The sequence below is a fragment of the Saccharothrix sp. 6-C genome (assembly GCF_016695385.1).
GTDB classification, from domain to species: domain Bacteria; phylum Actinomycetota; class Actinomycetes; order Mycobacteriales; family Pseudonocardiaceae; genus Actinosynnema; species Actinosynnema texasense.
Map to the genome: position 1 here is coordinate 4,839,273 of NZ_CP064192.1, position 19,186 is coordinate 4,858,458.

Below are 19,186 nucleotides of genomic sequence, written 5' to 3' on the forward strand. Positions count from 1 at the left end.
GCGGGGTCGAGGCTGGCCCCATGACCGAAAACGACGCGGCGACGGTGACCCGGGTAGGGCCACCGCCCCGCCACCACCTCGCCCTGATGATCTGGGTGGCCGTCTTCCCGACGCTCACCGCGCTGCAACTGCTGCTCGGCGACCTGCTCGCCGGCGCGCCGACCGTCCTGCGAACCCTGGTCCTGGCGACGATCGCGGTGCCGATCGTCATCTACGGGCTCATGCCCCCGTTGCAGCGGCTGCGGGTCCGGCTGCTCGCGCGGCGGTCGTGACGGGCCCGTGCAGCCGGCGCGACACCTCGTCGAGCCACCGGTCCCGGCCGTGCCCGGCCCGGTCCAGGTGGGCGAAGTGCGTCGCGCCGGCCAGGGTCACCGACCGCACGTCCCTCGCCCGGCCGAGGTCGGCGACCAGCGTGGTCACGTCGCCCTCGCGTGACCAGAAGTCGCGCTCGCCGCGCAGGACCAGCGTCCGCGCGGTGATCGTGCCCGCGTGCCAGAGCCGTCGGCCGGTCGCCAGGTGGAAGCTGTCCTTCATGGCGCCGGTCGGCGCGCGGAAGCTCGGCGGCTCGCGGTCGGCCGACGTCGGTTCGCTCGCCATCGCGTGCTCGACGTAGGCCGCCGCCACGCGGGGGTCGCGCCACTCGGACTCGTCCTCCACCGGGATGCTCGAGTCCCAGCCGCCGAGCAGGCCCGGCCCGGTCGACAGGCGGTACGCGCCGTGGCGCGCGTCGTCGAAGCGACCGGGCCGCGCCGGGTCCTCGTAGTCCGAGCCGCGGCCGAGCACCGGGTGGCCGTCGATCGCGCCGTACAGGCTGTTGTAGACCACCAGGTGCTCGACCCGGTCGGGGTGTTCGCTCGCGTACCAGGCGGCCCAGTGCCCGCCGGTCGCCCAACCGACGACGTCGACGCGGTCGTGGCGGGTCGTCGCGCGCAGCCGGTCCACGACCGACCCGAGGTCGCTCACCACCTGCTCGCCGGTGACCGCCGGAGGGTTGGCCGACGGTGGCTCGTCGAGCGCCGCGGGACGGTCGGACGCGCCGTAGCCGCGCGCGTCCACGATGAACACGCGGTGTCCTCTCCTGGCGAGGTCGGCGGCCAACGACCCGCCGGGCACGGGCAGGTCGAACGACGCGATGCCGGGCACGCGCGCGCCGTGCAGCAGCAACACCGGCCGGCCGCGCGCCGGCCCGGCCGGCCGGACCTCGCGGACGCCGAGGCGCCCGGCCCCGCCACGCACCTTCCAGTCCTTGCGCACCACCCGGTCCGCCACCCGGTCCGCCGCCGGGGTCGGCGCGATCGCGGCGGCCATCGCGAGCGTGAGGATCGTCTTCAGCATGAGGCCCAGGATGCCGCCGGACCGGCCCTCTGATCTGATTGTGCACATGATCGGCGTCTACTGATTCGGGGCTGGTATGGATCTCAGACACCTGCGGGCCGCCGTGGCGGTCGCCGACCACCTGCACTTCGGCCGGGCCGCCGCCGCGCTCGGGATGGCGCAGCCGCCGTTGAGCCAGGCGGTGAAGGCGCTGGAGACCGAGCTGGGCGTGTCGCTGTTCCACCGCGACACCAGGAACGTCCACCTCACCCGGGCCGGTGAGGCGTTCGTCGCCGACGCGCGCGCCGCACTGTCCATGGTGGACACCGCGGCGCGCCGGGCCCGGGCCGCGGGCCGAGGCGAGGAGGGCTCGCTGTCGATCGGGATGGTCGGCTCGTCCGTCCTGCCCCCGCTGCCGAGGATCATCCGCGAGTTCCGGGCGCGCTACCCCGCCGTCACCCTCTCGTTCTCCGTGCTGCCGACCGTGCCGCAGGTCGAGCTGCTGCGCACGGCCGCGCTGGACGTCGGCCTGCTCCGCCCGCCGCTGCCCGGTCCGGCCGACGACCTGGAGCTGGTGCCGGTGTCGCGCGAGCCGCTGGTCGCCGTGGTGCCGAACGACCACCGCCTGGCCCGCCGGCGACGGGTGCACGTCCGCGCGCTGGCCGGCGAGCCGTTCGTGCTGTTCCCGCGCCACCTCGGGCCCGGGTTGCACGACGAGATCACCGCGCTGTGCCGGCGCGGCGGGTTCACGCCCGAGGTCGCGCAGGAGGCCGTGCAGGTGCCGACCATCGTCGGTCTGGTCGCGGCGGGCTGCGGGGTGTCCGTCGTGCCCGGCTCGGCCGCCGCCCAGCCCCGGCCGGAGGTCGTGTTCCTGCCGCTGAGCCCCACGGTCCGGCTGGTCGACCTGGCGCTCGCGCTGCCCGTCCCCGGCCGGTCCGCGGTGGCCGCCAACTTCGCCGCCCTGGCCCGCGACCTCACGCGAGTGCGCTGAGTGCCGCTCCGGGCGTTCGCGGGGACCGCCGGGCAGGCAGAGGTCGCGGGCGGCCCGGTCCGGGGTGGACGGCAGCCCGGCGACGTCGCGCGACCGTCAGGCCGGCCCGGTGCTCAGTCCTCGAGCCAGTTGTACTTGCGCGCCATCCCGACCAGGTTCTTGCGCACGTTCAGGATCTGCTCGGCGGTCATGCCGGGCGCCGAGGACAGCAGCGTCTCGGTGACCTCCTGCAGGTAGCGCTTGGTCGACACGACCTCGCAGAACATGTCGTTGCCGTTGACGTCGTCACCCGAGTGGTACGACGGCGCCCCCGCCCGCACCGAGGCTTCCCGCACCAGGCTGACCCGCGAGGCCTTCGGCCCCCGGTCGCCCATCTCCACCAGGAACTCGACCAGGGCGCCGGGCGCCATCAGCCGCTTGTCGAAGTCGATGTCGTTGACGTGGATGAACACGTCCTCGCCACCCTCCTCGGGCGACACGAACCCGTACCCGCGCACCTCGTCGAACCGGACGACCTTGCCCTTCACCACCACCGCAACCCCTTACCAGCAGCACGCGCCACACCCGTGGCGACATCACCACGATCCTATCCCGAACCCCATCGCGCGACTCGTGCGCACGATGGCGCCCGGCCCACCGCCGCCTCGCGGCGCTCGGCCGATCTTGCGACCGACGGTCGCGAACGTCGACATCGGCTCCGGGTCCTCGTCGCCGGTTCCCGGCCGGGTCGCCGGTTCCCGGCCGGGTTCCCGGCCGCCGCTCGGCCAGGTCCAAGCAGGTCTCTCGCGGTCCGCGCGTCGGAGCGGCGACCATTGCGTGTCAGAACTTCACAAGCCATCCGGATACGTGGAGAATCCTTGGCCAGAAGTCGCACCGGCGTCCTGGAGGAGCTCCCATGCCCAGATCACGGTCGTTCGCGCTCGTCCTGGCCGCCGTCGCGTTCGTCGCGACACCGGCCGCCGACCTGGTGACACCCGCGTCCGCGCGGGCCGACGACGCCCTCACCCGGGACCTCGACGCGATCATCGGCAGCACCGCCCTCGCCGGCGCGGACGTCGGCCTCGTGGTCCGCCACGCCGACACCGGGGCCGTGGTCTACTCCCGGGACGGCGACGAGCGCGGCCAGCCCGCCTCCAACGGCAAGCTGATCAGCTCCGCCGCCGCGCTCGACGTCCTCGGCCCCGACCACCGGTTCCGCACCACCGTGGCCGCGACCGGCGGCGAGCGCGGCGGGGTGCTGGCCGGCGACCTGCACCTGCGCGGGACCGGCGACCCGACCATGCTCGCCGCCGACTACGACGCGCTGGCCGCCGAGGTCGCCCGGAGCGGCGTCCGACTGGTCCGCGGCAGGCTCGTCGCCGACGACACCTGGTTCGACGCCGTGCGCCTGGGCACCGGTTGGGCCTGGGACGACGAGCCGTACTACTACAACGCCCAGATCTCGGCGCTGACCGTCTCACCGGACACCGACTACGACGCCGGGTCCGTCATCGTCCGGGTCGCGCCCGGTGAGGCGGGCCGACCGGCCGCGGTCACCACCGAGCCGCCGACGGACTACGTCACGATCGCCGGCACCGCCGTCACCGGCGCGCCCGGCTCGGCGTCGAGCGTGTCCGTCGAGCGGCAGCACGGCACCAACGTGATCACCGTGCGCGGCAGCGTCCCCGCCGGCGGCGCCGTCGTGACCGAGTGGAGCACCGTCTGGGAGCCCACCGGGCTGGTCACGTCCCTCTTCCACGACGCCCTGGCCCGGCACGGCGTCCGCGTGCTCGGCGGCACCGGCGTCGGCGCGACCCCGGCCGACGCGCGGGTGCTCGGCGAGCACCGGTCGATGCCGCTGTCGCAGCTGTTGGTCCCGTTCATGAAGCTCAGCAACAACATGCACGCCGAGATCCTGGTCAAGACCGTGGGCCGGGCCGTGTCCGGCGAGGGCAGCTGGGACGCGGGGCTGCGCGCGATGACGGCGAAGCTCGGCGAGCTGGGCGTGGACCCGGCCGCGCTGTCGCTGCGGGACGGCTCCGGTCTGTCCAGGATGGACCAGGTCTCCCCGGCCCAGCTGGCCGCGCTGCTGGTGGCCGCCAAGCGCGAGCCGTGGTTCCGGCCCTGGTACGACTCGCTGCCCGTGGCCGGGAACAGCGACCGGATGGTCGGCGGCACGCTGCGCAACCGGATGCGCGGCACCCCGGCCGAGGGCAACGTGCGCGCCAAGACCGGTTCCCTGACCGGTGTCAGCGCCCTCTCCGGCTACGTGAGCACGGCCGACGGCACCCCGCTGGTGTTCGCCATGATCAGCAACGACACCCTCACGTCGGCGAAGCCGTTCGAGGACGCCGTCGCGGTCCGGCTGGCCAACCACCGGGAGGGCTCGGCCCCGCCCGCGGTCAGGGTCGCCACCGAGCCCCTCCCCGATCGGCAGCTGGAGTGCAGTTGGACCAAGTCCTGCTGAACCCGGGCCGACCGGGGTCAGATGACGACCGCGCGGAACGCGTGCACGCACCACGGGCCGTCGTAGCCGGTCACCCAGAGGTTCGTGGAGTAGCCCTCCAGCCGCTGCCCCTTGGCGGTGCCCTCGAGGTAGAGCTGGACGGAGTCCTCGCCCGTGGTCCTGCCGTCCATCCCCGCGTCGAGGGCCAGGTCCGGCTCGTACCCGACGAGCTCCTCCACGTCCGCCGCGTCGTTGATGGCGTCCGGGCACAGCAGGCCGGCCGCGGCCGCCGCGTCACCGGCGTTCACACCGTCCAGGAAGGACCGCATGACGGCGAGCGCCTCCGGCGCGACCGGCTTGCCGCCGGCTGTCGGCTCGCCGTCGGCGGTCGGCGCGGCGGTCGCGGTCGGTCGCCCGCCGGCGGACGGCTGCCCCTCGGCCCGCGCGATGTCCAGCCAGCACCAGTCTCCGTCCTCGCGGACGACCGTCACCTCCACCTCGGAGGTCCGCGAGTCGGTGGTGACCTCGACGGTCGCCCGCACCTTGTCGTCGTTGACCTCGTCGCGGTCGACCAGCTCGGCCTTCTTGAGCGCGGACACGTCCTTGATCGCGCTGCCCACGGCGGCTTTCGCCTTGGGGCACTCGATCTTCCTGAGCGCGGCGCCGTCCTGCGAGTCCAGTCCGGCCACCAGCGCCTTCAGCAGTTCCTCCGCGCCACCGGTGTCCACCGACGTGGACGACGCGGTGGTAGGCGGTGCGGTCGTGGTCGTGGTGGCGTCCCCACCGCCCACGAAGAACCCCGGCCGCACGAACCCGGTGAACGCGACACCGCCCAGCACCAGCACGACCACCGCCACGACCGCCACGACCGCGCCGGTCCGCTTCTTCGGCGCGGGCGGCGGCGGCGCGAACCCGCCGTGCTGGTAGCCGCCGTACTGGCCGTAGGGGTCCGGCCCGCTCGGTGGTCGCGGTGGGTGGTTCACGGTGCCTCCCCGTTCGTCGTTCGCGCCTTCGACGACGAACGGGAACCGCGCGTTCCCTGGGATCGACGGCGGAGCGCGCCGCCGGCCGGAGGTTCCACTGTGGACCGGGTGTCGCCGCGGTCGGGGAGGTCAGCGAACCGGGCGCGGGCCGTTCACCGGCACCACGGCGTCGCGCACCTCGGCCACCAACGCGCGCATGGCCAGCTCGGCGGCCTCCGGGTGCCGCGACGCGACCGCCCGCGCCACCTCCTCGTGCAGGTCCAGCGCGCTGGGCACGGGCTTCTCGGGCATCAGCCCCAGGCTGGTCCGCCCGCGCAGCACCACCGCCACGACACCCCGGAGCGCGGCGAACATCTCGTTGCCGCCCGACTCCAGCAGCAGCGCGTGGAAGGCGACGTCCAGTTCGAGGAACGCCGCCAGCTCGCCCGCCTCGCCGAGCCGCCGCATCCGGGTGGCCAGGTCGAGCAGGCGGTCGCGCTCCCGGGCCGACGCGTTCCACGCCGCCCGCGCCGCCGCCACCGGCTCGACCGCGATCCGCAGCTCCGTGAGCGCGCGCAACTGGGCGTCGCGGTGCGGACCGGCCAGCCGCCACCAGATCAACCGCGGGTCGTAGACCTGCCAGGACGACTGGGGCTGCACGGTGATCCCGACCCGGCGCCGCGACGTCACCAGGCCCATCGACTCCAGCACCCGCATGGTCTCGCGGGCGACGGTCCGCGACACCCCGAACTGCTCCTGGATGCCGTCGAGCGTCAGGACCCGCCCCTCGGCGAGGTCACCGCTGGTGATCTGGAGCCCGAGGGTGTCGAGCACGGAGGTGTGCAGGGCGTTGCCGCCCGGCACGCCCCCCTGGCGTTGTACCGGCACGGCAGCAGCGTATCCCGACCGACCTTCCTCAGCGCGGTCAAAGGTGCTACCTTTCGCCGCCAAAGGTACTACTTTTGATCGTCTCGTCGTCGCAGCCGAGAGGTGCACCCCATGACCACGAGCGCCGAGCCGACCTGCGTGGTCGTGATGGGCGTGTCCGGATCGGGCAAGAGCACGGTCGCCCGGTTGCTGGCCGACCGGCTCGGCCTGCCGATGGCCGAGGCGGACGAGTTCCACCCGCCCGCCAACATCGGGAAGATGTCGGCGGGCACCCCGCTCACCGACGCCGACCGGGCGCCCTGGCTGACCGCGATCCGCGACTGGGTCACCGGCCACGCCGCGGCCGGCGAGAGCACGGTCGTCACGTGCTCGGCGCTCAAGCGCGCCTACCGGGACGTGCTGCGCGCCGCCGACGCGCGGGTCCGCTTCCTGCACCTGCTCGGCACGCACGACGTGATCGGCGACCGGATGCGGCGCCGGTCCGGCCACTTCATGCCGCCGTCCCTGCTGCGGTCCCAGTTCGACACCCTCGAACCGCTGGGGCCCGACGAGGACGGCGTCGCGGTCGACGTGGCGCGGGCGCCCGAGCTGATCGTCGAGGAAGCCCTGACCCGGCTCGACCTCGCCGCCGGGAACCCGGCCACCACCTGACTCCCCCAACCCTTCGAGAGCGACGGAGCTGCCGATGACCACCGACGACTGGGTGCAGACCCTCGGCGCGGGCGCCCTGCTCGGCATCGCCGGGGGCGCGATCGCCCTGCTGCTGTTCCTCATCATGTACCTGCGGGTGCACGCGTTCCTGGCGCTGGTGCTGGTCAGCCTGCTCACCGCGTTCGCCGCGGGCATCCCGGCCGGCACGGTGGTCCCCACCCTCACCACCGGCTTCGGCACGACCCTCGGCAGCGTCGCGCTGCTCGTCGGCCTCGGCGCGATCCTCGGCAGGCTCGTCGAGGTGACCGGCGGCGCCCAGTCGCTGACCGACGCGCTGATCCGCCGGTTCGGCGAGCAGCGGGCGCCGCTCGCGCTCGGCGTCAGCTCCCTGGTCTTCGGCTTCCCCATCTTCTTCGACGCGGGCCTGGTCGTGATGCTGCCGATCGTGTTCGCGGTGGCCCGGCGGCTCGGCGGCGGTGTGCTGCGCTACGGCCTGCCCGCCGCCGGCGCGTTCTCCGTGATGCACGTGTTCGTCCCGCCCCACCCGGGCCCGGTCGCGGCGACCGAGCTGCTCGGCGCGGACGTCGGCCTGGTGATCGCGTTCGGCCTGCTGATCGCCATCCCCACCTGGTACCTGACCAGCTACCTGTACGGCCTGTGGATCGGCAAGCGGCTCGTCCTGCCGGTGCCGACGATCCTCAGCGGCGGCCCGCAGGCCGAGGACCACGAGAACCCGCCGAGCCCGGCGACCGTCGTCGCACTCCTGCTGCTGCCGCTGGTCATGATCTTCACCAACACCGGTCTGGACGCCGCGCGCGCCGCCGGGTGGGTCGACGGCGAAGCGTCCTGGTACGGGGTCGCCCGCGCTCTCGGCTCGACACCGGTCGCGCTGCTGGCGACCGTGCTCGTGGCCTCCTACGTCCTCGGCGTGCGGCGCGGGCAGGGCAAGGCGTCGGTGGAGAAGCTGGTCGACTCGGCCCTCGCCCCGGTGTGCGCGGTCATCCTGATCACCGGCGCGGGCGGCATGTTCGGCGCGGTGCTGCGGGCGGGCGGCATCGGGCAGGCCCTCTCCGACGGCCTGTCCGACCTCGGTCTGCCGGTGCTCGTGGCGGGCTTCGTGGTCGCCGCCGCGCTGCGCGTCGCGCAGGGCTCGGCCACGGTCGCGTTGACGACGGCGGCGGGCCTGGTGCAGCCCGTCGTGCAGGCCGGCGGGTTCAGCGCGGTCGAGCTGGCCGCGATCGTGCTCGCGCTGGCGGCCGGCTCGGTGATCGCGAGCCACGTCAACGACTCCGGCTTCTGGCTGGTCGGCAACCTGATGGGGATGGACGTGCGGACCACGTTGAAGACGTGGACGGTCATGGAGACCACGATCAGCCTGGTCGGCTTCGGCCTGTCCGCGGTGCTGTTCGCGCTCGGGTGACCCCTGGCCGCGCCTCCGGGTCGCACCAGGGGTGACACCGGGGATCTGCCGGATCATGGACGCGGCGCGGGGCGGGAGGCTCGGCGGCATGACGAGAACCTTCCGCCGCGCGGCCGTCGCGGCACTGGCGGCCACCGCGCTGGCCGGCACGGCGCTGATCGGACCGGCCTCGGCGGCGCCCCGGCACACGGCCGCCCAGCCGGTGCCGGCGTTCGACTTCGCCGACTGCCCCGCGCTCCCCGCCGGCGCGGACCCCGCGCAGTGGCGCTGCGAGGTGCTGATGTCCAGCGGGACCATCCGGATCGGCGGCCTCCGCGAGCAGGGCACCGGCGCGATGCGGCTGACGTTCGCCGAGGGGCGGGTGGACGGGCGGTACGCCCAGGTCTTCGGCGCGCTGCGAGCCGAGCCGACGCCCGTGCCGGGCGGGCTGCTCGGCGTCGCGGCGCACCACCCGTCGCTGCGCGCGGACCTGCGCGTCGAGTACGCCGGGTTCGCCGACTTCCTCTCCGACGGCGACCGGATGGGCGTGCAGCACCTGAAGCTCCGCGTGCTCAACGGCCTGCTGCCCGACACGTGCGCCATCGGCGACGACTCGGACCCGCTCGTGTTCCGCCCCGTCCGGACCAGCGGGCCCGACCGGGTCTCCGCCGACCCGCCGGTGCTCCGGTTCACCATCGAGGACGCCGCGTTCGCCGTGCCCGCCGCCCACGGCTGCGGCCCCCTGGACCGCTTGGTGGACAAGCGCTTCGGCCTGCCCTCCCCCGTCGGTGCGAACTCGATGGAGCTCACCGCGCTCGTGGGCCTGAAGAGCTACACCGGGAGCTGACGGCCGCCCGGGAGCGCCGCGACCGTCGAACCACGCGGTCGGGCGACGGCCGGTCGCCGGTGCGACGCCCGTGCCGGGACGTTAGGTTTCGTGCATGAACGAAACCCCGGACATCAAGCCGCGCAGTCGCGACGTCACCGACGGCCTGGAGAGGACCGCCGCGCGCGGGATGCTGCGGGCGGTCGGGATGGGTGACGACGACTGGGTCAAGCCCCAGATCGGCGTCGCCTCGTCGTGGAACGAGATCACGCCGTGCAACCTGCCGCTCGACCGGCTCGCGAAGGCGAGCAAGGACGGCGTGCACGCGGCGGGCGGCTACCCGCTCGAGTTCGGCACCATCTCGGTGTCCGACGGCATCTCGATGGGCCACGAGGGCATGCACTTCTCCCTGGTCTCGCGCGAGGTCATCGCGGACAGCGTGGAGACGGTCATGCAGGCCGAGCGGCTGGACGGTTCGGTGCTGCTCGCGGGTTGCGACAAGTCGCTCCCGGGCATGCTCATGGCCGCCGCGCGGCTCGACCTGGCCAGCGTCTTCCTCTACGCGGGCTCCATCCTGCCCGGCCGGGTCACCCTGACCGACGGCAGCGAGCGCGAGGTCACGATCATCGACGCGTTCGAGGCCGTCGGCGCGTGCGCCCGGGGCCTGATGAGCCGCGAGGACGTCGACCGCATCGAACGCGCCATCTGCCCCGGCGAGGGGGCGTGCGGCGGCATGTACACCGCGAACACGATGGCGAGCGCGGCCGAGGCCCTGGGCATGTCCCTGCCGGGCAGCGCCGCGCCGCCCGCCACGGACCGGCGGCGCGACGGGTTCGCCCGCAAGTCCGGCGAGGCCGTGGTCGGGATGCTGCGCAAGGGCATCACCGCGCGGCAGATCATGACCCGGGAGGCGTTCGAGAACGCGATCGCCGTGGTGATGGCGTTCGGCGGGTCGACCAACGCCGTGCTGCACCTGCTGGCCATCGCGCACGAGGCCGAGGTGGAGCTGAGCCTGGACGACTTCACCCGCATCGGCGCGCGGGTGCCGCACCTGGCCGACGTCAAGCCGTTCGGCCGGCACGTGATGACCGACGTCGACCGCATCGGCGGCGTGCCCGTGGTGATGAAGGCGCTGCTGGACGCGGGCCTGCTGCACGGCGACTGCCTGACCGTCACCGGCCGCACGGTCGCCGAGAACCTGGCCGACATCGCGCCGCCGGACCCCGACGGCACGGTGCTGCGCGCGATGAACGAGCCGATCCACCGCACCGGCGGCATCACGATCCTGCGCGGGTCCCTCGCGCCCGACGGCGCGGTGGTCAAGTCCGCCGGGTTCGACTCGGACGTGTTCACCGGCACCGCCCGCGTCTTCGACCGCGAGCGGTCGGCCATGGACGCGCTGGAGGACGGCACGATCGCCGCCGGCGACGTGGTCGTCATCCGCTACGAAGGCCCCAAGGGCGGGCCGGGCATGCGGGAGATGCTCGCCATCACCGCCGCGATCAAGGGCGCCGGGCTGGGCAAGGACGTCCTGCTGCTCACCGACGGCCGGTTCTCCGGCGGCACGACGGGCCTGTGCGTCGGCCACGTCGCCCCGGAAGCCGTGGACGGCGGTCCCATCGCGTTCGTCCGCGACGGCGACCGGATCACGCTCGACGTCGCCAACGGCACGCTCGACGTCGACGTGGACGCCGCCGAGCTGGCCTCCCGCCGCGAGGGCTGGGCGCCGCTGCCCGCGCGCTACCAGCGGGGTGTGCTGGCGAAGTACGCCAAGCTCGTCGGCTCCGCCTCCGCCGGCGCGGTCTGCGGGTAGCCGGCACGGCGGACGGCGCCCGACCTCGCGATCGAGGTCGGGCGCCGTCCCGGTGTCACGGCGCCGGGTACTGCGCGACGTAGACCGGGGCGCCGACGTTGGTCAGGTCGGCCGGGCCGCCCACCCCGTTGACGACGTGGTCGATCACGCCCGCGCTCAGGTTGACGGTCATGATGTGGTGCAGCTTCACGCCCGGCGTCTCGGGCACCTCGAAGCCGTTCTCGGTGTGGATCTGCGGGTTGTTCTGGTTGAACACGTACACGCCCGCGCCGTGCAGGGTGTGCTTGCGCACGTGGTCGCCGACCTTGTAGCCGGCCCAGCCCTCGACGTCGCCCTTCATCCAGTCGGCCTGCGTCGGCGGGTCGTAGGGCAGCTCGTTCTGGTAGAGCACGACGGTGCCGCGCTCGCCGTTCCAGACGGTGTTGTGCCGCTGGAAGTGCTCGACGAACAGGCCGGTCGCGGTCACGTCGTCGCCGTTGACGACCACGCCGGTGAGGCCGGTGTTGGTGTTCCAGCGCTGCGTGTCGGTGAAGCCCTCGACGCCGTGGTCCGCGCGCCACACCCAGGTGTGGTCGATGAGCACGTGGTCGCTGTTGACCTCCAGCGCGGTGTCGACCTTGCCGACGTGCGGACCGCCGACGCGGAAGTACACGTCCGACAGCGTGGTCGGGTCGGCCGGGTCGGCCGGTCGGTGGCCGTGCTTCTTGCCCACGCGCAGCAGCACCGGCGACAGCTCGGTGCCCGCGTCGATCGTGACACCGGCGATGACGACGCCCGGCACGTCCGCGACGTCCAGCGGGACCGAGCCGTTCACGGCGGTCAGCGTGGCGTGCCCGAGACCGAGCACCACGGTGTCGGGCCGCTTGACCTCGATGCTGCGGGCGATGTCGTAGACACCCGGCGTGAACAGCAGGTGCTTGCCGCGCGCGAGCTGGTTGTTGATGTCGCGCACCGAGTCGCCGGGCTTGGCGACGAAGAACTCCGACAGCGGGATCGTGCGGCCCGGCGTCAGGCCGTTGGCCCAGGACACGCCGCTGGTGTTCCGCTTGGCGGCCGGGACGCGGACGTTGTACCGGCCCTTGTCGTCGACGAACAGGTACGGCTTCTCACGGCTCAGCGGCGTGGTGTCGAGCGTGGTGTAGGGCGGGTTCGGGAACGCCGCGTCGTCGGGAGCGCCCGCGACGCCGGAGAACACCTGGTTCCACACGCCGTTCGACCAGCTGCCCAGCTCGCTGTTGCGGGTCAGCCACTGCTGCTGCGAGCCGTTGACGACGGACGGCAGCCGGGAGTCGGCGATGAAGCCGCCGCTGGCGTACTGCGGGCCGGCGGTGCAGTAGTCCATCAGCGTGAACGTGCCGCTGGTGACGTTGAGCCGGCGCAGCGACACCGCCTGGGACACGGCCCAGAAGTTGGCGCCGGACCGGCAGCCGTCCTGGCCGGCGCCGTCGATGTTGATCGTCAGGTTGCCGAGTGTGCGCCAGAAGTTGACCAGGGCCAGGCAGTTGCCGGTGCCGCCGTCGGCGAGGCAGCGGTTGTAGACCTCGACCTTGCCGTTGATCACGACGTCGGTCGGCGAGGCGCCGAGGCCCGCGATCTCGGTGTAGTAGCCGACCTTGATCTGCAACGGCTGCTCGGCCGTGCCGTACCGGCCGGGCTTGAACAGGTAGGCGTAGCGCTGCGCGCCCATCTCGTTGTCGACCTGGGCGGCGTGCGTGGCGTCGAGCGCGGCCTGGATCTCGGCGACCGGCATGGACGGGTCGAACACCTTCACGTTCACGCCGAGGTCCTGCGTGCGCCGGGGCGGGTCGGCGCTCACGGCCGGTGCCGCGGCCGTGGTGGCGGCGGCCAGGGCGAGGCCGAGCACGAACACCCGGCGCAACCTCGCGGGAGCGCTCTCACGTCTGGCGTGGCGCATGATCGTCATTGACATGCCTCTGGGGGTAGTGACGCCGGCCGCCCGCGTGAGAGCGCTCTCTCAGGCTGGGCGGGAATTGGGCGTCGGCGGTGTGGAGTTGGCTATTTCTACTTCACGATCCGCTCCCGCGCCATGCCCGGTCACCACGAATTCGTCCCGGTACGACCGGGAAACGCGGGTGCGATCTCCCTGCGCGGTGTGCCGGTCACGGATCGTGGAACGACCGGCGGCCGGCACCCCGACGCACGCGGAACGCCCCATCGCGACCGCGCCACCCCCGCCTTCCCGCGCCGGTCGAGCCGTCCACCGGACGTGGCGGTCGGCCCGCGCCGGCGACGGGTGGTCGACGTGCCCGACTACCGGGGCAGCTTGTCCGGCGCCACCACCAGGTCCACCCGCCTGACCCGTCCGCCGCGGAGGGTGAAGGAGCAGACGAACCTGGTGGTCGCGCCGGCCAGCACGGCGAACCCCGGGCCGCCGTTCACGGTCAGCGGCACGACGCGCTCGTCGGCGGCCATCTTGCGGCGCACCCCGACCAGGAACCGGGCCACCCGGTCCGCGCCGGCCACCGGCCGGCGGGCCACGCCCTGCAGGCCGCCTCCGTCGCTGGTCAGCAGGACGTCCGGGTCGAGCACGGACAGCAGGCCGGCCAGGTCGCCGTGGCCGACGGCGCGCAGGAACGCCTCGACCGCGCGGCGGTGCTCGGCGGCGCCGACGTCGACCCGGGGCGCGCCCGCCGCGACGTGCGCCCGGGCCCGCACGGCCAGCTGCCGCACGGCGGCCGGGCTGCGGCCGACGACGGCCGCGACCTCCGGGAACGGCATGCCGAACACCTCGTGCAGCACCCACGTGGTGCGCTCGGCCGGGGTCAGGGTCTCCAGCACGACCATGAGCGCGAAGCTCACCGTGTCGTCCAGCGTCACCCGGTCCGCCGGGTCCTCGGCGACGGCGTCCACGAGCGGTTCGGGCAGCCAGGGGCCGACGTACTCCTCCCGCCGCACCCGCGCCGACCGCAGCACGTCCACCGCGCGCCGCGCCACCGCCACCACCGACCACGCCTCGACGTCGCGCACGGGCTCTTGCGCGTCGGCGGCGGTGAGCCGCAGCCAGCAGTCGGACACCACGTCCTGCGCCTCGGCCACCGTGCCGACCAACGAGTAGGCGACGCCGACCAGGCGCGGCCGGAGACGGGTGTACTCGGCGGCCAGTTCGGCGAGCCGGTCCCCGGCGGCCGGGTCCTCGGCGGGCGGGTCCTCGGCGGGCGGGTCCTCGGCGGGGTGCGTGGCGGCGGGGTCGGTGGCGCGGTCGGTCACGGGCGCACCGTGTCCAGGTACCCGGCGAACGTCCCCTTGCCCTCGACGTACTCGCCCCGCGGGCACAGCGCGCCGGTGGACAGCCCCGCCAGGCCCTCCGCCGCCTCCTCGACCCGCAACGCGTCACCCCGCCGCGCCACGACCTGCCGCGCCATGTCGACCACCCGGATGCGCTCCGGTCCCGCGATCGGCGCGGTCAGCCCCTGCGGCTCGCCCACCGCCAGCTCCACCAGCCGCGCCGCCACGTCGGAGGTCGACACCGGCTGCGACAGCATCGGCGGCACCTGCGCCACCGGTCCCGTCGCGCCCGCCAGCACCTGCGAGGCGAACTCGAAGAACTGGGTGGCCCGCAGCACCGTCCACGGCACCGGTCCGGCCGCGACCAGCGCCTCCTGCCGCCGCTTGGCGAGGTAGTAGTCCAGGTCGACCACGTCCGAGCCCACGATCGACAGCACCACCAGGTGCCGCGCGCCCGCCCGGCTCGCCGCCTCGACCAGGTGGCCGGTGCCCTCGGTGAAGAACCGCTCCACCTCGTCCAGCCGCTGCCAGTTCGCCGGGTTCGACACGTCGACCACCGCCTCGGCCCCCGCGAGCGCCTCGTCGAGCCCGGCGCCGGTCAGCAGGTCGACCCCGCCGGAGCGGCTCAGCACGACCGGCTCGTGCCCGGCCCCCGCCACCGCTTCGACCACCCGACGCCCCACCGCGCCCGTACCGCCGACCACCGCGATCTTCATCGTCAACCGTCCTCGTGCCCTCGCCGGAAAACCCTGTCACACCCAGGACGATCCGGCCGGTGCGGACTGTGACACCACCCGGGTCAGTCACGCCCCCGGGCCAGCCGGGACGGCCACCAGATGCGCTTGCCGACGTCCACGGCCAGCGCCGGCACCAGCAGGGACCGCACCACGAACGTGTCCAGCAGCACGCCGAACGCCACGATGAACGCGATCTGCGCGAGGAACAGGATCGGCAGCACCGCCAACGCCGAGAACGTCGCCGCGAGCACCACCCCCGCCGACGTGATCACGCCGCCGGTGATGGTCAGCCCGCGCAGCACGCCGGCCCGCGTGCCCAGCTCGGCGGACTCCTCGCGCACCCGGGTCATCAGGAAGATGTTGTAGTCGATCCCGAGCGCGACCAGGAACACGAACCCGAACAGCGGCACCACCGGGTCGGCGCCCGGGAAGTCGAAGAGGCCGTTGAACACCAGCGCCGCCACGCCCATGGTCGCGGCGAACGACAGCACCACCGTGGCGATCAGCAGCAACGGCGCGAGCAGCGACCGCAGCAGCAGCGCCAGCACCAGGAAGATCACCAGCAGCACGATCGGGATGATCACCAGCCGGTCGCGCTCGGACGTGGTCTGCGTGTCGAGCTGGGTGGCGGTGGGCCCGCCGACCTTGGCGTCGGCGTCCGGCACCGCGCGCACCGCGTCACGCAGCCGCTGCACGGTCGTGATCGCCGCCTCGGAGTCGGCCGGGTCGTCCAGCACGACGTCGAGCCGGACCAGGCCCGAGGCCTCGCCCGCCGGCCGCACGTCCGACACGCCGTCGACGTCCGCCGCCGCCCGGGTCACCGCCTCCGCCTGCCCGGCCCGGGCCAGCACGACGGTCGGCGCGCCGCTGCCGCCCGGGAAGTGGCGTGACAGCACCTCCTGCCCGGCGACCGAGTCGACCTCGGTGAGGAACACGTCCGACTGGGCCGTGCCGGACGCCTTGAGCTGCGGCACGAACGCCACACCCGCCAGCAGCACCACCGCGGTCAGGACCCACGTCGCGCGCGGCCGGGCGGAGATCATCCGGGCCACCCGCGCCCACAGCCCGCTCGCCTCCGGGTGCGGCGAGCCGAGCTTCGGGCGCAGCGGCCAGAACGCCGAGCGGCCCAGCAGCACCAGCACCGCGGGCAGGAACGTCACCGAGGCCAGCAGCGCCGCGCCGATCCCGATCGCGGCCACCGGGCCGAGGCCCTTGTTCGAGTTGAGGTCGCTGAACAGCAGGCACAGCACACCCAGCACGACCGTGCCCGCCGACGCGGCGATCGGCTCGACGGTGGCCCGCCACGCCACCCGCATCGCCTGGTAGCGGTCCTCGGTGTCGCGCAGCTCCTCGCGGAACCGGGACACCAGCAGCAACGCGTAGTCCGTGGCCGCGCCGAACACCAGGATGAACAGGATGCCCTGGCTCTGGCCGTTGAGGTCGATCACGTCGCCGTCCGCGAGCAGGTACACGGCGAGGCTGGCCAGGCCGAGCGCGAACACCCCGGACAGCAGCACCACGAGCGGCAGCAGCGGGCTGCGGTAGACCAGCACGAGGATCAACGCCACCACCGCGCCGGCGACCAGGAGCAGCAGGCCGTCGATGCCGCCGAACGCCTCCTTCAGGTCGGCGACCTGCGCGGCGGGCCCGGTCACCAGCACGGTGAGCCCGTCGGGCGGGTCCGCCACCTTCGCCCTGATGTCCTCCACCGCGCCGGCCGGGTCGCCCGGGTCCACCGCGACGACCACCTGCGCGGCCTGGTCGTCACGCGGTGACGGGATCACCGGCGAGGCCTCGCCGGGGAAGTCCCGACCACCCAGGTAGTCGCGGTCGGCCTGGGTGAGGCCGGAGGCGCGTTCGGCCACCACGACCGCGGGCAGCCCGCGTGCGTCGCCGAACGCCTTGACCTGCTCGGCCACCTTCGTCGCCTCGGCGGAGGAGGGCAGGAACGCGGTGCTGTCGTTGACCGCGACCTCGCTCAGCTTGCCCGCGAACGGGCCGGAGAACCCGCCGAGCGCCAACCAGGCGACCGCCACGAGGGCGGGCAACAACCAGCGCGTGCGGGAGCGGGTCGCGTGCACGGGACAATGACCTCCGAGACGGCGTAGTTCGACGATCCAATAGTTCGATCGTCGAAATAATAACTGGAGGGCGCATGGCCGACCACTCGGCCCTGGTCAGGTTGCTCCGGCAGCTCACGGTCGAAACCGATCTGTTCGTGGACATCTTCGGCGAGAAGCAGCGGATGCACCGCACGGACCTCAACGCGCTCGCGGTGATCATGGACGCGCGGTGGGGCGGCGAGCCGATGTCGCCCACCCGGCTGGCCGAGGCCCTGCACCTGAGCGCGTCCGCGACCACGTCCGTGCTCGACCGGCTGGAGGCGTCCGGGCACGTCGAACGCGCGCGCAGCCCGCACGACCGGCGCAAGGTCGAGCTGCGCGCCTCGGCCAAGGCGCTGAACCTGGGCCGCGACTTCTTCGTGCCCCTCGACGAGGAGTTCACCCGTGCGTGGCAGCAGTTCGACGACGCCGACAGGGCGGTCATCGCCCGGTTCCTGACCGCGAGCATCGACGCGACCGTGGCCGTGCGGACGGGGCTGACGCCGTCGCGACACCCGAAGTCATCCTCGCCCGATCCGCAGTGACCCGCAGGTAACCCGGGCGCACCGGCCACAAAGCGACAAGCTCTCACCTGTGGAGATCCTCTTCTCTAGCCTCGGCGCGCACGGGCACACGTTCCCGCTGATGCCGCTGGCCATCGCCGCCCGCGAGCAGGGCCACGACGTCACCTTCGCGACCACGGGAACGTTCGCGCGGGCCCTGACCGCACGCGGCATCGAGCACGTCGCGGGCGGGATGGACATGCTCGACGCGTTCGAGCTCGGCAACGCGAGCCCGGCGGCGCGCAAGGCGAAGGACTTCGACCCCAGGCGCGTGTCGCGGGTGTTCGGCTCGATCCTGGCGCGCCGGCACGTCGCGGACCTGGTGCCGATCATCGTCGACCACAAGCCCGACCTGGTCGTGCACGAGGTGGCCAACGTCGGCGTGGCGCTCGCGGCCAAGGTCACCGGGGTGCCCGCGGTGTGCCACTCGTTCGGCCGGTACTGGCGGCCCAGCGGCCCCATGGAGGACATCCGCCTGCACCTGGCCGAGGTCGCCGCGGAGTACGGCGCGGACGTGCCGGACGGTGACGTCATGCGGTTCGACAACCCGTACATCGACATCTGCCCGCCGTCGGTGCAGGACCCGGACTTCCTCGCCACCGCGACGGACCGCATCCTGCTGCGGCCGGTGCCGTTCGCCGAGCCCGGCGAGCTGCCGCCGTGGGTGCTCGAACACCGCGAGCCGCTGGTCTACCTGACGTTGGGCACGGCGTTCGCCACGGTGGACGTGCTGCGCACCGCCATCGAGGGTCTCCGCGCGCTGAAGGCGAAGGTGCTCGTCTCCACCGCCATGGTGGTGCGGGCGGGCGAACTGGGCGACGTGCCGGACAACGTGGTCGTGCGGGAGTGGCTGCCGCAGGGCGACCTGCTGCCGTACGCGGACCTCGTGGTCCACCACGGCGGCGCCGGCACCACGATGGGCACGTTCGGCGCCGGCGTGCCGCAGCTGATCCTGCCGCAGGGCGCCGACCAGTTCGGCAACGCCGCGATGGTGACCGGGGCGGGCGCGGGCGACCAGGTGCTCGGCGCGGAGCTGACGGCCGAGGTGATCGCCGACAAGGCCCGCCGCCTGCTCGCCGACGACGCCGTGCGCGACGCGGCGCGGGCGATGGCCGCCGAGGTGGCCGCCATGCCGTCACCGGCCGACGTGGCGAGCGTGCTGCCGGACTACGCCTGAGCCCCGGCAGCGCCACCGCGCCGGCAGCCCTCGTGAGTGATCTTCACCTCACGGCGCGAAGAGCCCCAATCGGACGAAATTCACCCGACGTA

17 protein-coding genes are annotated in these 19,186 nt (G+C 73.7%); 9 read left to right on the forward strand and 8 right to left on the reverse strand.

Annotated features, from left to right (window positions below):
- Positions 1 to 20: 20 nt before the first annotated feature.
- The gene (locus IOD16_RS20205) at positions 21 to 272 is read left to right on the forward strand and encodes a hypothetical protein (RefSeq protein ID WP_201435669.1); all 252 of its coding nucleotides are present in this window, start codon (positions 21 to 23) and stop codon (positions 270 to 272) included.
- Here the strand turns inward: IOD16_RS20205 and IOD16_RS20210 are convergent.
- Positions 220 to 1,335: an alpha/beta fold hydrolase gene (locus IOD16_RS20210; protein WP_236594237.1), complete on the reverse strand. Its 1,116-nt coding sequence runs from the start codon at positions 1,333 to 1,335 to the stop codon at positions 220 to 222. The genes IOD16_RS20205 and IOD16_RS20210 overlap by 53 nt on opposite strands.
- Before the next feature lie 76 nt (positions 1,336 to 1,411).
- Here IOD16_RS20210 and IOD16_RS20215 point away from each other — a divergent pair, with 76 nt between their 5' ends.
- Positions 1,412 to 2,305 (forward strand): LysR family transcriptional regulator, encoded by an 894-nt coding sequence (locus tag IOD16_RS20215; protein WP_201435671.1) that lies wholly within the window; start codon positions 1,412 to 1,414, stop codon positions 2,303 to 2,305.
- A gap of 113 nt (positions 2,306 to 2,418) precedes the next feature.
- Here the strand turns inward: IOD16_RS20215 and IOD16_RS20220 are convergent, their stop codons facing one another.
- Complete coding sequence (locus tag IOD16_RS20220; protein WP_201435672.1) at positions 2,419 to 2,835, reverse strand: cold-shock protein; 417 nt, start codon at positions 2,833 to 2,835, stop codon at positions 2,419 to 2,421.
- Between the two features lie 365 nt (positions 2,836 to 3,200).
- Here IOD16_RS20220 and dacB point away from each other — a divergent pair, with 365 nt between their 5' ends.
- Positions 3,201 to 4,751 carry a D-alanyl-D-alanine carboxypeptidase/D-alanyl-D-alanine endopeptidase gene (dacB, locus tag IOD16_RS20225; protein WP_201435673.1) on the forward strand — a complete coding sequence of 517 codons (1,551 nt, stop codon included), beginning with the start codon at positions 3,201 to 3,203 and terminating at the stop codon, positions 4,749 to 4,751.
- A 17-nt stretch (positions 4,752 to 4,768) separates the two neighbouring features.
- Here dacB and IOD16_RS20230 read toward each other — a convergent pair whose 3' ends face one another.
- Positions 4,769 to 5,713: a hypothetical protein gene (locus IOD16_RS20230; protein WP_201435674.1), complete on the reverse strand. Its 945-nt coding sequence runs from the start codon at positions 5,711 to 5,713 to the stop codon at positions 4,769 to 4,771.
- A 129-nt stretch (positions 5,714 to 5,842) separates the two neighbouring features.
- Entirely contained in the window at positions 5,843 to 6,580 is a 738-nt protein-coding gene (locus IOD16_RS20235) for a FadR/GntR family transcriptional regulator (protein ID WP_236594238.1), read from the reverse strand.
- 111 nt (positions 6,581 to 6,691) lie between these two features.
- Here IOD16_RS20235 and IOD16_RS20240 point away from each other — a divergent pair, with 111 nt between their 5' ends.
- From IOD16_RS20240 to ilvD, 4 genes are all read left to right on the forward strand, one after another.
- The gene (locus IOD16_RS20240; protein ID WP_201435675.1) at positions 6,692 to 7,231 is read left to right on the forward strand and encodes a gluconokinase; all 540 of its coding nucleotides are present in this window, start codon (positions 6,692 to 6,694) and stop codon (positions 7,229 to 7,231) included.
- Positions 7,232 to 7,265: 34 nt separating this feature from the next.
- On the forward strand, positions 7,266 to 8,651 hold the full coding sequence (locus IOD16_RS20245) for a GntP family permease (protein ID WP_201435676.1): 1,386 nt from the start codon (positions 7,266 to 7,268) through the stop codon (positions 8,649 to 8,651).
- Positions 8,652 to 8,739: 88 nt separating this feature from the next.
- Positions 8,740 to 9,477 carry a hypothetical protein gene (locus tag IOD16_RS20250; protein ID WP_201435677.1) on the forward strand — a complete coding sequence of 246 codons (738 nt, stop codon included), beginning with the start codon at positions 8,740 to 8,742 and terminating at the stop codon, positions 9,475 to 9,477.
- A 94-nt stretch (positions 9,478 to 9,571) separates the two neighbouring features.
- On the forward strand, positions 9,572 to 11,269 hold the full coding sequence (ilvD, locus tag IOD16_RS20255; protein WP_201435678.1) for a dihydroxy-acid dehydratase: 1,698 nt from the start codon (positions 9,572 to 9,574) through the stop codon (positions 11,267 to 11,269).
- A 55-nt stretch (positions 11,270 to 11,324) separates the two neighbouring features.
- Here ilvD and IOD16_RS20260 read toward each other — a convergent pair whose 3' ends face one another.
- The 4 genes from IOD16_RS20260 to IOD16_RS20275 all read right to left on the reverse strand — a co-directional run bounded on the left by IOD16_RS20260 (position 11,325) and on the right by IOD16_RS20275 (position 17,333).
- A complete protein-coding gene (locus IOD16_RS20260) occupies positions 11,325 to 13,199 on the reverse strand; it encodes a hypothetical protein (protein WP_201435679.1) in 1,875 nt (624 codons plus the stop codon).
- Between the two features lie 341 nt (positions 13,200 to 13,540).
- Entirely contained in the window at positions 13,541 to 14,497 is a 957-nt protein-coding gene (gene sigJ / locus IOD16_RS20265) for an RNA polymerase sigma factor SigJ (protein WP_201435680.1), read from the reverse strand.
- Positions 14,494 to 15,231 (reverse strand): SDR family oxidoreductase, encoded by a 738-nt coding sequence (locus IOD16_RS20270; RefSeq protein WP_201435681.1) that lies wholly within the window; start codon positions 15,229 to 15,231, stop codon positions 14,494 to 14,496. Before IOD16_RS20270 ends, sigJ begins: the two co-directional genes overlap by 4 nt.
- Before the next feature lie 83 nt (positions 15,232 to 15,314).
- On the reverse strand, positions 15,315 to 17,333 hold the full coding sequence (locus IOD16_RS20275) for an MMPL family transporter (protein ID WP_201435682.1): 2,019 nt from the start codon (positions 17,331 to 17,333) through the stop codon (positions 15,315 to 15,317).
- 74 nt (positions 17,334 to 17,407) lie between these two features.
- Here IOD16_RS20275 and IOD16_RS20280 point away from each other — a divergent pair, with 74 nt between their 5' ends.
- Together IOD16_RS20280 and IOD16_RS20285 are read left to right on the forward strand one after the other, a co-directional pair.
- On the forward strand, positions 17,408 to 17,899 hold the full coding sequence (locus IOD16_RS20280; RefSeq protein ID WP_201435683.1) for a MarR family winged helix-turn-helix transcriptional regulator: 492 nt from the start codon (positions 17,408 to 17,410) through the stop codon (positions 17,897 to 17,899).
- A gap of 49 nt (positions 17,900 to 17,948) precedes the next feature.
- On the forward strand, positions 17,949 to 19,094 hold the full coding sequence (locus tag IOD16_RS20285) for a glycosyltransferase (RefSeq protein WP_201435684.1): 1,146 nt from the start codon (positions 17,949 to 17,951) through the stop codon (positions 19,092 to 19,094).
- Positions 19,095 to 19,186 lie beyond the last annotated feature (92 nt).

Coding starts and splice junctions, on each gene's coding strand:
- IOD16_RS20205 (WP_201435669.1), top strand. CDS start 21: ATGACCGAAAACGACGCGGCGACGGTGACCCGGGTAGGGCCACCGCCC.
- IOD16_RS20210 (WP_236594237.1), bottom strand. CDS start 1,335: ATGCTGAAGACGATCCTCACGCTCGCGATGGCCGCCGCGATCGCGCCG.
- IOD16_RS20215 (WP_201435671.1), top strand. CDS start 1,412: ATGGATCTCAGACACCTGCGGGCCGCCGTGGCGGTCGCCGACCACCTG.
- dacB (WP_201435673.1), top strand. CDS start 3,201: ATGCCCAGATCACGGTCGTTCGCGCTCGTCCTGGCCGCCGTCGCGTTC.
- IOD16_RS20240 (WP_201435675.1), top strand. CDS start 6,692: ATGACCACGAGCGCCGAGCCGACCTGCGTGGTCGTGATGGGCGTGTCC.
- IOD16_RS20245 (WP_201435676.1), top strand. CDS start 7,266: ATGACCACCGACGACTGGGTGCAGACCCTCGGCGCGGGCGCCCTGCTC.
- IOD16_RS20250 (WP_201435677.1), top strand. CDS start 8,740: ATGACGAGAACCTTCCGCCGCGCGGCCGTCGCGGCACTGGCGGCCACC.
- ilvD (WP_201435678.1), top strand. CDS start 9,572: ATGAACGAAACCCCGGACATCAAGCCGCGCAGTCGCGACGTCACCGAC.
- IOD16_RS20260 (WP_201435679.1), bottom strand. CDS start 13,199: ATGTCAATGACGATCATGCGCCACGCCAGACGTGAGAGCGCTCCCGCG.
- IOD16_RS20270 (WP_201435681.1), bottom strand. CDS start 15,231: ATGAAGATCGCGGTGGTCGGCGGTACGGGCGCGGTGGGGCGTCGGGTG.
- IOD16_RS20280 (WP_201435683.1), top strand. CDS start 17,408: ATGGCCGACCACTCGGCCCTGGTCAGGTTGCTCCGGCAGCTCACGGTC.